Here is an 11,806-nt window from a genome sequence, read left to right on the forward strand (position 1 = left end):
CTACTTTCACGCGCAACCCATGAACCTCGCACCCCGCCCGACGAAAGTAGAGTGGTCTGACCCCTCTATTTCCGGGTTCACGCTCCTCGAAGTGCTCGTGGTCGTGGCCATCGCCGGCGCCGTGGTCGCACTCGCGGCCGTGAATCTCTTCCCGAGCGACGAGGAAATCGCGCGCCGCGAGGCGGGCCTGCTCGCGATGTCGATCGAAGGCGCGCGCGACGACGCATGGTTCGGCGGGCGTCCGGTCGCGATCTCCGTCGAGGATTCCCGCTTCAAGTCCTGGCGCCTGCAGGCGGATCGCCGCTGGGAATCCGATATCACGCGCGAACGTGGGCTGGGCGAGGGGCTTGCCGTCACGTCGCTCGCGGTCGACGGCCAGCCGCTCGCGGCGAACGATCGCATCGTGTTCCTGCCCGATGGATTCGGTGTCCCCTTCCGCATGACCGTCGCCGTGCGCGGCATCGAGCGCGCGATCGAAGGCGATGCCGCCGGCGCCGTGCGCCTGGTCGAGGCGCGCAAGTGAAGGGCTTCACGCTCATCGAGATCCTGGTCGCGTTGGCGATCCTCGCCGTGGCGCTCGCGGCCACGACGCGCGCCACCGGAGTCGCCACCGACGGCGCGCTCGAAACGCGCCATCGGCTGCTCGCGACATGGGCCGCGGAGAACCGCATCGCGGAGATCCGCGCGCGCCGTCTGTTTCCCTCGCCCGCGACCACGCAATCCACCGCCGAGCAAGGCGGCCTCGCGCTCGTGGTCGAGGAAGTCGTCAGCGATACCGCGAATCCCACCATGCGGCGTGTCGATGTTTCCGTCGCCGATGCGAAGGATCCGCGGCGCGTGCTCACCAAGTTGACGGCCTATGTCACGCAATAGGGGCTTCACGCTCATCGAGCTGCTGGTCGCGCTGGCGCTCTTCGCGCTGATCTCCGCATTCGCCTATCGCGGCCTCAACGCGCTGCTCGAGAGCCGCGAGGCGCTCGCGAAGGGATCGCGCAAGTGGCGCGACGTGGCGCTCTTCGTGGGCCGCTTCGAGCGTGACCTCGATGCCGCGCTCAACCGCCGTGCGATGAGCGCCTCGGGCAGCCCCGGCGCACCGGTGTCTTCCGCGGTCGATGCGGGAACGATCGTCAACCCCGGGCTCGCGCTGACGCGCTCGGGCGCCGCGCTCAATGAGAACGCGCTTGCCGCGCCTCAACGCATCGCCTATCGCATCGTCGATGGCCGCATCCAGCGCCTCGCCTGGCCCGCGGTCGATGCGGCGCCGCGCTCGGAACCTCTCGCGGTCGAAATCCTCGCCGGCGTAAAGTCCCTGGCCTTCCGCTTCCTCGATCCGCGCGGCGAATGGCGCACGACCTGGGGCCTGCCCGGCAGCGCCGATACCATGCCCGCGGCGGTGGAGATGACGCTCGAGCTCGCGAGCGGCGAGCGCATCGTGCGCCTCGTCGACCTGCAGAGGGTCTCGTGAAGAACCAGCGCGGCGTGGCCGCGGTGACGGCGCTGCTCATCGTCGCGATCGCGGCTTCGACGGCCACGTACATGCTCGCGCAGCAATCGGCGATGTTGAACCAGGCGTCGCTCGTCGCGAACCGCGCGCAGGCCGACCTCTACGCGCGCGCGGGCCTCGACTGGGCACGTGGGGTGATCGCGCAGGACGCGAAGAGCGCTGGCAGCGTGGACAGCCTCGAGGAAGCGTGGGCGCAGCCGATCGCGGGACTGCCCGTGGAACGCGCCCTGGTCGCCGGACAGATCGTCGACGAGCAGGCGAAATTCAATCTCAACAACCTCGTGCGCGGCACGACGAAGAGCGACAACGACCTCGCGATCCTGCGGCGCCTGCTCGAATCGCTCGAGATTCCGCCGGACCTCGCCTTCGCGGTCCTCGACTGGATCGACCCCGACTCCGACCTCTCGGGCGTGGCTGGCGCGGAGGATGGCTTCTACCTCGCCCTCGCCCGCCCCTATCGCGCGGCCAACCAGCCGATGACGCAGGTCGAGGAGCTGCATCGCATCCGCGGTTTCACACCCGCATACGTCGCGAAGTTGAAGCCCTTCGTGACGGCACTGCCCGCGGTAACGACGGTCAACGTGAACACCGCGCCGATCGAAGTGCTCGCGGCGATCCTTCCCGATCTGTCGCGCGCCCAGGTCGCCGCGCTGGTCGAATCGCGCCGCGGCAAGCCCATGCGCACCAAAGCCGAGATCAGCGAGCGCGCGAAGAACGTGCCGGCCTCCACCGTGGCCAACGACCTCGACGTGAAGAGTGCGCATTTCCGCGCGCGTGTGCAGGTAGCCCAGGACGACGTGCAGCTCGCCACCGAAGCGCTCCTGCGGCGCGAGCAGAACGCGGGAGTAACGGTCATCGTGTGGCGCCGGCCCCTCTACTGAACCCATGAAGCTGCGCATCTTCGTTCCCGCGAGCGACAACCTGGCTCCCGACCGGGCTCTCGCCTGGCTGCTCTTCGATGCCAAGGGCGGCGTGCTGCGCGCGGGCGCCACACCCGCCGCCGAGATGCCCAAGGCCGAGGACGTGGAGCTCGTCCTGCCGGCCTCGCGCGTGCTGTTCGCGCGCCTGAAGCTTCCCAAGGTGAACGCCGCCACGATCCGCGAGCTGCTTCCCTACGCGGTCGAGGACCGGCTGCTCGCCGAGCCCCACAACATCCACGCCGTGGCCGGTGGCCGCAGCGCGCAGGGCGAGACGATCGTCGCCGTCGTCGATCGCGCCTGGCTCTCCGGCTTGCTGCAGGCGCTCGACCGTTCGGGCATCTCCCCGCGCCGCGCGAGCTGCGAAAGCGCGCTGCTCGCCGGCGGTGCGGGCGACTGGAACGTGGTGCTCGGACCCGATCACGGCTTTCTCGTCGATGACGACGGCGTGGCCGTCGCATTCGATCGCGGTACCGACCTGCCGCTTGCGATTCGTGTCGCGCTCGACGAAGCCTCCGCACGCAACGCCCGTCCCGCGCTCGTGCGCGTGCACACGCAGGATGGCGCACCGCTTCCCGACCTCGCGCGCTGGAGCGAGCAGGCAGGCCTTCCCTTCGGCGCCGGCTCGCAGTGGGAGAAGCTCGCGACCATCGGCTTCCCGCGCGATGCGATCGACCTGTTGCAGGGCGGATTCGCCACGCGTGCCGGGCGCGCGCTGTCGTTCGCCGGCATTCCGCGCGCCGCGGTCGTCCTGGCGGCGGCCATCGCGGTCATCCACCTGGGCTTCACGGCCTGGGACACCTGGCGGCTCTCCTCGGAGCGCGAGCGCCTCGAGGCGAAGCGCGAAACGATTTTCCGCGCCGCGTTCCCGGAAGCGAAAGCCATCGTCGATCCCGACCTGCAGATGGCGCGCAACCTCGGCGACCTGCGCCGCTCGCGCGGCCTTTCCTCCGACGACGATTTCCTCGTGCAGGCCACGCGCGCCGCGCGGGAGTTCCCCGCGGGCACCGCCAAGGCGCTCACGTACGCGCAGGGACGCGTCGAGGTGCAGCGATGAACCTGCGCGAACGCAAGGTCCTGCAGATCGGCGCGATCGCCGCCGCGATCCTGCTTTTCATCGCGTTCGCCTGGATTCCGATGGAACGCGCGCGCGCGCGCCTCGCGGCGGAACTGCCGCGCCTCGAAGCCTCCGTGCAATCGATGGAGCGCGCCGCCGCCGAAGTCCAGCGCCTGCGCGCGATGCCCGCGCCCAAGGGGCCGACCGTCGCGACCCCGCTCGCGAGCCTCGTCGCCTCGGGCGTGCTCACGCGCGATTTGCCCGGCGCCCAGGTCTCCCTCGCCGACGAGCGCCGCGTGCGCGTCAATGGCGGCGACCTCGCGTATGGCGCGCTGCTCGAGGCAATTGCGTCGGCGCAGGCCGCGCACGGATTGCGCGTGGAATCCGCGCGCATCGAAAAGCTGCCCGCCGCGGGCCGCGTCCGCGCCGAGCTCGTGCTCGCGAGGTCGTAGCGTGCGCGCCGCCGTCCTCCTGGGCGTCTTCGCCTACTTCGCCTTCCTGGTCGCCAGCGCGCCCGCCTCCCTGCTCGTGCCGCGCGTGCGCGCCGCCTCGAACGGTGCGGTCGAGCTCACCGACACGAAGGGCACGATCTGGAGCGCCAGTGCGCGCGCGCTGGTCACGCCGCGACAGACCGCTCCCATCACGCTCGACCGCGTCGCATGGAACTGGCGTCCGGCGCGATTGATCGCCGGTGAAATGGCTTTCGCCGTCGAGCTCGTGGCCAACGGCGTCGACGCGACTTTCGACGTGGCTCGCGGCGTGTCGACCGTGGAATTTCGCGACGTGGCCGCGCGCGGCGATGTCGCGCGCCTCTCGGCGTGGGTCCCCTTCGTGCGCACATGGCAGCCCGCGGGGTCGCTCCTGCTCGAGGCGCCGCGCCTCGCATGGGATGGATCGATGCTTGCCGGCAACCTCTCGCTCGAATGGCGGGGCGCCACGACCGCGCTCTCCACCGTGAAGCCACTCGGTTCGTACCGGGCGGAAGCGCGCGCCGAAGGCGGTCCCGCGAAGCTTTCGGTGACGACGCTCGAGGGACCGCTGCGCATCGCGGGCCAGGGAACGCTGGCACTTCCCTCGAAGGCGACCTTCACGGGCGAAGCGCGCGCGCAATCGGAAGCCGCCGCACTCGCACCCCTGCTGGACCTCATGGGTCCGAAGCGCGCGGATGGCGCGCACGCGATCGACTGGCAAGCGCGCTGATGGCGGCCCCCGAATTCGCCGCGCCGCGCTGGCTCGCGAACAACCACCTCCAGACCGTTTACGGCTCGCTCATCTCCCCGCGTCCTCGCGTCCAGTACCGCCGCGAGCGGTGGGACACGCCCGACGGCGATTTCGTCGACGTGGATTTCGTCGACGGCCCCGAAGGCTCGCCGTGGGTACATCTCTTCCACGGTCTCGAGGGCTCCTCGTCCTCGCCGTACGCGACACACCTCATGGACAACGTGCAGCGCCTCGGGTGGCGCGGCAGCGTGCTCAACTTCCGTGGTTGCAGCGGCGAACCCAATCGCCTGGGACGCGCCTATCACTCGGGCGATTCCGAGGAGGTCGATTGGGTCCTGCGCAAGCTCAAGCCCCGCGTGGGCAGCGCGCCGTTCTACGCGGCCGGGGTCTCGCTCGGCGGCAACGTGCTGCTCAAGTGGCTGGGTGAACGCGGCCGTGATGCCGAAGGCATCCTCGAGCGCGCCGTCGCGGTTTCCGCGCCCGTCGATCTCATGGCCGCGGGCTGGGCGCTGCAGGCGGGCATCGCGATCCTGTACGGCAAGCACTTCAACGCGACGCTGAAGAAACGCTCGCTCGCGAAGCTCGCGCAGTTCCCGGACCTCTTCGACGCCGCGCGGGTGAAGCGCGCGCGCACGCTGCGCGAATTCGACGACGCGATGACCGCTCCCGTCCACGGCTTCTCCGGCGTGGACGACTACTACACGCGTTCCAGCTCCAAGCCGTGGCTGCGAGCGATCCGCGTGCCGACGCTCGTGCTCAACGCGCGCGACGATCCGTTCCTGCCCGAGCGCTTCCTGCCGGCCCCGGCGGAAGTCTCGCCCAAAGTCACGCTAGAATTCCCGGCGCGCGGCGGTCATGTCGGGTTCGTCTCCGGCTTCCCGGGCCGCTCCGAATGGCTTCCCCGCCGCATCCTCCACTTCCTGATCGAGAACGAATGAGCCCCATCGACCCCAGCATCTTCAAGGCCTACGACATCCGCGGCGTCGTCGACACCGCCCTCACCGAAGGCGCCGCGGAATCGGTCGGCCGCGCGCTCGGCACGCTGGGCGTGGCGCGTGGGGTGAAGAAGTTCGTCGTCGGCCGCGACGGACGGCTCTCGGGGCCGCGGCTCGTCGCCGCCCTTTCGCGCGGCCTCAATGCGGCAGGCATGGATGTGATCGACATCGGAGTCGTCGCCACGCCGATGGTGTACTTCGCCACCTATCACTTCGCGACCGGCAGCGGCGTCATGGTCACCGGCAGCCACAATCCGCCCGCCTACAACGGCCTGAAGATGATGCTCGCGGGCGACACGCTCTATGGCGACGCGATCCAGGCGCTGCGTGAAACCATCGAGAAGAAGCAGTTCGCCTCGGGCACGGGCCGCGTCGAAACCGCCGACATCGCCGAGGAATACTTCGCGCGCATCACGGGCGACGTGAAGCTTGCCAGGCCGATGAAGATCGTCGTCGATTGCGGCAACGGCTCGCCCGGCGCCTACGCGCCCACGCTATTCCGCCGCCTGGGATGCGAAGTCGAGGAGCTCTTCTGCGAGGTTGACGGCAACTTCCCCAACCACCATCCGGATCCCGCGAAGCCCGAGAACCTGGAGGACCTGATCGCCGCGCTCGCGAAAGGCCCCGCCGAGATCGGACTCGCGTTCGACGGCGACGGCGATCGGCTCGGCGTCGTCACGAAGAGCGGCAAGATCATCTATCCGGACCGCCAGCTCATGCTCTTCGCGGCCGACGTGCTCACGCGCCATCCGGGCGCGGAAGTGATCTTCGACGTGAAGAGCACGCGCAACCTGTTCGCGTGGATCCGCAAGCACGGCGGCAAGCCGCTGCTGTACAAGACGGGCCACTCGCTCATCAAGGCGAAGCTCAAGGAAACGGGCGGACCGCTGGGTGGCGAGATGAGCGGCCACGTCTTCTTCAAGGACCGCTGGTACGGCTTCGACGACGGCCTCTACGTGGGCGCGCGACTGCTCGAGCTCCTCTCGCGCTCGGCCGATCCCTCCGCGGTGCTCGAAGCCCTCCCCGACTCCCTCTCGACGCCCGAGCTGCACCTCGATTGCGTCAAGGAGGGCGAGAACCATCGCATCGTCGCCCTGCTGCAGAAGAACGCGCGCTTCGAGGGTGCGACCGAGGTGAACACGATCGACGGTCTGCGCACCGAATACCCCGACGGCTTCGGCCTGCTGCGCGCGTCCAACACGACACCCGTCCTCACGCTGCGCTTCGAGGCCGACAACCCGGCCGCACTCGCGCGCATCCAGGCAGACTTCGCGCGCGCGCTGCGTACAGCGATGCCGGGCGCGAAACTTCCCTGGTAAAGGCCTGTGCCGCCGTTCACAGGTGCCCGAGGGGAATCCCCGTACACTTGCGTCTTCCGGGCCAAGACCACAGCCATTGAAATTGCCGTCGATCCTCCGCGTCATCCCGCTCCTGTGCGCCTGCGGTGGACTGCAGGCCGCCACGCTCGACGTCCTGGTCACCAACGCCTCCGGCGCGCCGGTCGCCGACGCGGTCGTGCACGTCTATCCGAAGTCGGGCACCGCACCCGCCAGGAAGCGTGAAGGCGAAATCGCCCAGATCGACAAGACCTTCGTGCCGCTGGTGACCGTCGTGCAGACCGGCACGCCCGTCCAGTTTCCGAACCGCGACACAACGCGCCACCACGTCTATTCGTTTTCTCCGCCGAAACCGTTCGAGCTGAAGCTCTACGTGGGCACGCCGACGGCGCCGGTGGTCTTCGACAAGCCCGGCGAAGTGGTGCTGGGCTGCAACATCCACGATCACATGATCGCCTACGTGTTCGTCGTCGAGACGCCCTGGTTCGCGAAGTCCGGCCCCGATGGGCGCGCGAAGGTCGAGGGACTTCCCGCCGGCGATTTCGAAGCGAAGCTCTGGCATTACGCGCAGGCGCTTCCGCCCCCCGCTCCCAAGGACATCAGGCTGCGCGCCGACGAAAGCGCCACCACCGAATGGAAAGTCACCGTCCGCCCGACCCCGCCAAGACCCGCGCCGCGCTAGGCCGCGCCGGGCCGGCCCCGGACAAGCGCATCGCGAAGCTGCAGGACCGCATCGTCGTCTTCTTCGTGGCGCTGCTCGCGTCCGTGCTGATCGTGAACTTCGCGCTGATCCGCTACACGACCCAGCAGACCGCGCAGAACACGCTGCGCGAGGAGCTGCGCGTGGGCGCGCGCGTCTTCAAGCGCATCCTCGAGACCAACAGCGAGAAACTGGTCGAAGCCACGAGCGTGCTCACGTACGACTTCGGCTTCCGCGAAGCCATCGCCACGCGCGAGCGCGAAACCATCTACTCCGCCCTCACCAACCACGCCGCGCGCATCCGCGCGAGCGCCATGGCGGTCATCGGGCTCGACGGCATCATCGTGAGCGACACGCTGAAGCCGAAGGCTTCCGGCGTTCCCTACGCCTTTCCGGACCTCATCAACGAGGCCGCAGAGCGCGGACGCACTTCGTCGATCCGCCTGGTCGACGGGAAGGCCTACCAGATCATCGTCGTGCCGGTGCTGGCCCCCCTGCCGATCGCGTGGGTCGCGATGAGCTTCGTGATCGACGACACCGCGGCGCGCGAGCTGCAGCGGATCACGTCGTCCGACGTCACCTTCCTCGAGATGTCGGGCGCGACGCCGGGCCTGCTCGCGAGCACGGTGCCGCCCGCGCGCCGCGGCGGCCTCCTCGAGAAGGCGCCGTCGATGGTCGCCAACGGCGCGAACGGCGTGAAGGAGCGCCTGGGCGACGAGGAATACGAGGTGCTCGCCATGCGCCTCGACTCGGGCAAGCTGCCGATCTACGCGCTCATCCAGCGCTCCGTGAAGGAAGGCACCGAGCCGTTCGACTGGCTCGAGGTGCTGCTGTATTTCCTCGCGAGCTTCTCGATGGCGGTCACGCTCTACGGCGCCATCCGCATCGCCCGCCGGATCACGCGTCCCATCGCCCACCTCGCCTCGGCCGCGCGCGAGATCGAAAAAGGTAACTACGACGTTCGCGTCGATGCGACCGGCAGCTTCGAGATCAGCGAGCTCGCCCAGGCGTTCGGCGGCATGACCCGCGGCCTGGCCGAGCGCGACAACATGCGCGACGTGCTCGGCAAGGTCTCCTCGGCCGCGGTGGCGGCGCAGCTGCTCACCGGGCAGATCGAGCTCGGCGGCGAGGAGCGCGATGCCTCCGTCATCTTCACCGATGTCCGCAACTTCACCGCGCTCGCCGAAAAGCTCTCGCCAACGCAGAGCCTGGCACTCCTCAACGAATTCCTCACGGAGATCAGCGCGATTGTCGAGGACCACGGCGGCGTGGTCGACAAGTACATGGGCGACGGCGTGATGGCGGTGTTCGGCGCCCCGGTCGCTCGCCCCGACGACGGCCAGCGCGCGCTCGAGGCCGCGCTCGCCATCCGCGACGGCGTGCGGGCGCTGGGCCGGCGCCTGGCCGCGCGCGGCCAGCCCGATCCCGAGGTCGGCGTCGGACTCAACACCTCGCGCGTGATCGCCGGCAACATCGGCTCGCCCACGCGCCTCAACTACACGGTGCTCGGCGACGGCGTGAACCTCGCGGCGCGCTTCGAGGGCCTCACCAAGCGCTACCAGGTGCCGATCGTTTGCGGCGAGCGGACGAAGGCCGTCTCCTCGGGTGTGGTCTTCCGCGAGCTCGACAAGGTGCGGGTGCGCGGCAAGACCGTTCCGGTGCGCATTTTCGAGCCGATCGCGCGCGAGGGCACGCTCACACCGATGGAAGTCGACCTGCTGGGGATCTGGCACGCGGCGATCACGGACTTCCGCGAGCGGCGCTGGAGCCGCGCGCGCGTCGCCTTCGAGTCGCTCTCCGAAGAGCGCGGCTACGTGCGCCTCGCGCAGCTCTACCTCGGTTATCTCGCGGACCTGGAGTCCCGTACGCCCGGCCCGGACTGGGACGGCGCGTTCACACTCTACGAAAAATAGTGCCGGCAAGGGCGTCGAGGGAGTGACTCATGCGAGCTGCACCGTTTCGCTCGCGCTCACGGTGCCCTCGGCCTTCGAAAACAGGCGGCGTCACGGTCTGATCGTCAACCTCCCTATTGTTGGGGGCACTGCGGCGCCCCAACTCAACTCGACCGTGCCGAAACCCCGCCTGTTTTCGAAGGCCTCGGTGCGCTCGAAATCGTCACTCCCTCGACGCCCTTGCCCGGCACGCAGCAGCGACGTGCAGCCGATCACGCTACGCCAAACGTTGTGGCGCTTTCATCTCGGCGAGGGCACGGTGGGTGCGAACCGTCGGCGCTAAAAGGGGCACGGTCCCGCGGCGAGGAAGGCCGTCTCTGCCCGGACGCCATCAAGCGAGCCGACAAATTCGAAAAAGTCCCGGGGTTTCGGCGAGGAGGAGCAAAGTCACGGACCGAAGCGTCCGATGACGGTAAAGACGTAGACCTTCCGCAGCCGCCGGGACTTTTTCGAATTTGGAGGGCAACGCATCACGGCCGTGATGCGGCGCAGCTTGCACGGGCGGCCGGGCAGAGACGGCCTTCCTCGCCGCGAACCAGCGCTAGCGAGACTTCTTCTTTGCCTTGCGCGGGCGCGGCGTGGTCGCGGACTTGCCGGCCTCGGTCATCATGTTCCACGCCCACATCGCGGGATTCGGGACGTCCTCCGTGCCATCGACGTCGCCCATGGCGGAGCGCACCTTCTCGCCGCCCTTGAGCATCGAGCGCTGGTAGTCGAGCGACTTGATCGACAGCTGCACCATGCCGAGGTTGGCCTTGAGCCAGTGCTCGACGGTTTCGAGCTCGGAGATCTTCTTCTCGACTTCCTTGACGTCCACCACCGGGAACATGAGGGACTGCAGCGGGAAGGCGCCCGGGTTCACCATCTTCTGCCAGAGGTCGAACATCTCCTGCGGGGTGACGGGCTTAGTCATGCTTGGCGATGAAGTCGCGAATCTTCGGGTAGATGATCTCGCGGTACTTGCGGCCGCTGAAGATGCCGTAGTGGCCGACGTCGGGCGCGAGATAGTGCATGCGGTCGCGTTCCGGAATTCCGCGGCACAGCTCCTGCGCGGCCTTGGTCTGGCCGTTGCCGGAGATGTCGTCGTGCTCGCCCTCGATCGTGAGCAGCGCGCTCGTCTTGATGAGCTCGGGCCGCACGCGCTCGCCGGCGACCACGAGCTTGCCCTGAGGCAGCAGGTGCTTCTGGAACACGCGCTCGACCGTTTCCAGGTAGTACTCCGCCGGAAGATCCATCACCGCGTTGTATTCGTCGTAGAAGCGCCGGTGCGCGGCGGCGCTGTCGCCGTCGCCCTCGACCAGGTGGTGGTAGTACTGCACGTGCGAATCCATGTGCCGGTCGGGATTCATCGCGACGAAGCCCGCGAACTGCAGGAAGCCCGGATAGACGCGGCGCATGAAGCCCGGATAGCGCATCGGCACGCGCTGGATCACCTTCGACTCGAACCAGGAGATCGGACGGCGCGTGGCGAAGTTGTTGACCGACGTCGGGCTGCGGCGCGTGTCGATCGGCCCGCCCATCATCGTGAGTGTCTTCGGCGTCGCTTCACCTGCCGCGGCCATGAGCGAAACGCCGGCGAGCACGGGCACGGTCGGCTGGCACACGGAGATCGCGTGCACGTCCGCGCCGAGGAAGCGGATGAAATCGCGCACATACGCCACGTAGTCGTCGAAATGGAAGGGGCCGACAGTCACCGGGATCTCGCGCGCATCGACCCAGTCGGTGATGAACACGTCGTGATCGGAAAGGAGCGCGCGGACGGTATCGCGAAGCAGCGTGGCGAAGTGGCCCGAAAGCGGCGCGAACACCAGCACGGCCGGTTGTTGCGGTGCGCCATCCTTGCGGAAGTGCAGGAGGCGGCAGAAAGGCTTGTCGAGGACGAACTCCTCGGTGACGGCGAGGGTCTTCCTGCCCACCACCACGGAGTCGATCCCGAAGTCGGGGCGCTCGTAGCGCTGGGTAATGCGGGTCATCAGGTCGAAGGCGGCGGCGACGTTGCGGCTACCCGGAACCACGGCCAGGGGGCCGTCGTAGAGCTGGTTGCCCATTTCCGCGAAGGCCCGCCACGGCTCGAGAGCCGCGCGCTGCCAGTCATACAGTTGATAGAGCATTTTCCGCCTCGA

13 protein-coding genes are annotated in these 11,806 nt (G+C 68.6%); 11 read left to right on the forward strand and 2 right to left on the reverse strand.

The annotated features are described in order from the left end of the window. Positions 1–19: 19 nt before the first annotated feature. From DSM104440_RS13085 to DSM104440_RS13130, 11 genes are all read left to right on the forward strand, one after another. The gene (locus DSM104440_RS13085; protein ID WP_171163335.1) at positions 20–523 is read left to right on the forward strand and encodes a GspH/FimT family protein; all 504 of its coding nucleotides are present in this window, start codon (positions 20–22) and stop codon (positions 521–523) included. Further along, a complete protein-coding gene (gene gspI / locus DSM104440_RS13090; protein ID WP_171163337.1) occupies positions 520–873 on the forward strand; it encodes a type II secretion system minor pseudopilin GspI in 354 nt (117 codons plus the stop codon). Before DSM104440_RS13085 ends, gspI begins: the two co-directional genes overlap by 4 nt. Continuing rightward, positions 860–1,465: a type II secretion system minor pseudopilin GspJ gene (gene gspJ, locus DSM104440_RS13095; RefSeq protein ID WP_171163339.1), complete on the forward strand. Its 606-nt coding sequence runs from the start codon at positions 860–862 to the stop codon at positions 1,463–1,465. Before gspI ends, gspJ begins: the two co-directional genes overlap by 14 nt. Further along, positions 1,462–2,385 carry a type II secretion system minor pseudopilin GspK gene (gspK, locus tag DSM104440_RS13100; protein WP_171163341.1) on the forward strand — a complete coding sequence of 308 codons (924 nt, stop codon included), beginning with the start codon at positions 1,462–1,464 and terminating at the stop codon, positions 2,383–2,385. Before gspJ ends, gspK begins: the two co-directional genes overlap by 4 nt. 4 nt (positions 2,386–2,389) lie before the next feature. Further along, entirely contained in the window at positions 2,390–3,478 is a 1,089-nt protein-coding gene (gene gspL, locus DSM104440_RS13105) for a type II secretion system protein GspL (RefSeq protein ID WP_171163343.1), read from the forward strand. After that, positions 3,475–3,930, forward strand: coding sequence for a type II secretion system protein GspM (gene gspM / locus DSM104440_RS13110; protein ID WP_171163345.1), 456 nt, complete (start codon positions 3,475–3,477; stop codon positions 3,928–3,930). Before gspL ends, gspM begins: the two co-directional genes overlap by 4 nt. 1 nt (position 3,931) lies before the next feature. Next, a complete protein-coding gene (gene gspN, locus DSM104440_RS19315; RefSeq protein WP_212758067.1) occupies positions 3,932–4,678 on the forward strand; it encodes a type II secretion system protein N in 747 nt (248 codons plus the stop codon). Continuing rightward, a complete protein-coding gene (locus DSM104440_RS13115) occupies positions 4,678–5,637 on the forward strand; it encodes a hydrolase (RefSeq protein ID WP_212758068.1) in 960 nt (319 codons plus the stop codon). The genes gspN and DSM104440_RS13115 overlap by 1 nt, the downstream gene beginning before the upstream one ends. Beyond that, a complete protein-coding gene (locus DSM104440_RS13120) occupies positions 5,634–7,013 on the forward strand; it encodes a phosphomannomutase/phosphoglucomutase (protein WP_171163349.1) in 1,380 nt (459 codons plus the stop codon). The genes DSM104440_RS13115 and DSM104440_RS13120 overlap by 4 nt, the downstream gene beginning before the upstream one ends. Before the next feature lie 82 nt (positions 7,014–7,095). Next, positions 7,096–7,713 carry a methylamine utilization protein gene (locus DSM104440_RS13125; protein WP_212758069.1) on the forward strand — a complete coding sequence of 206 codons (618 nt, stop codon included), beginning with the start codon at positions 7,096–7,098 and terminating at the stop codon, positions 7,711–7,713. Beyond that, positions 7,665–9,644 carry an adenylate/guanylate cyclase domain-containing protein gene (locus DSM104440_RS13130; protein ID WP_171163351.1) on the forward strand — a complete coding sequence of 660 codons (1,980 nt, stop codon included), beginning with the start codon at positions 7,665–7,667 and terminating at the stop codon, positions 9,642–9,644. The genes DSM104440_RS13125 and DSM104440_RS13130 overlap by 49 nt, the downstream gene beginning before the upstream one ends. A 580-nt stretch (positions 9,645–10,224) precedes the next feature. Here DSM104440_RS13130 and DSM104440_RS13135 read toward each other — a convergent pair. Both DSM104440_RS13135 and DSM104440_RS13140 read right to left on the reverse strand, forming a co-directional pair. Further along, the gene (locus tag DSM104440_RS13135; protein ID WP_171163353.1) at positions 10,225–10,596 is read right to left on the reverse strand and encodes a PhaM family polyhydroxyalkanoate granule multifunctional regulatory protein; all 372 of its coding nucleotides are present in this window, start codon (positions 10,594–10,596) and stop codon (positions 10,225–10,227) included. Further along, complete coding sequence (locus DSM104440_RS13140; RefSeq protein ID WP_171163354.1) at positions 10,589–11,794, reverse strand: polyhydroxyalkanoate depolymerase; 1,206 nt, start codon at positions 11,792–11,794, stop codon at positions 10,589–10,591. The genes DSM104440_RS13135 and DSM104440_RS13140 overlap by 8 nt, the downstream gene beginning before the upstream one ends. Between the last annotated feature and the right edge of the window lie 12 nt (positions 11,795–11,806).

It is taken from the genome of Usitatibacter palustris (genome assembly GCF_013003985.1).
Taxonomy (GTDB): Bacteria; Pseudomonadota; Gammaproteobacteria; order Burkholderiales; family Usitatibacteraceae; genus Usitatibacter; species Usitatibacter palustris.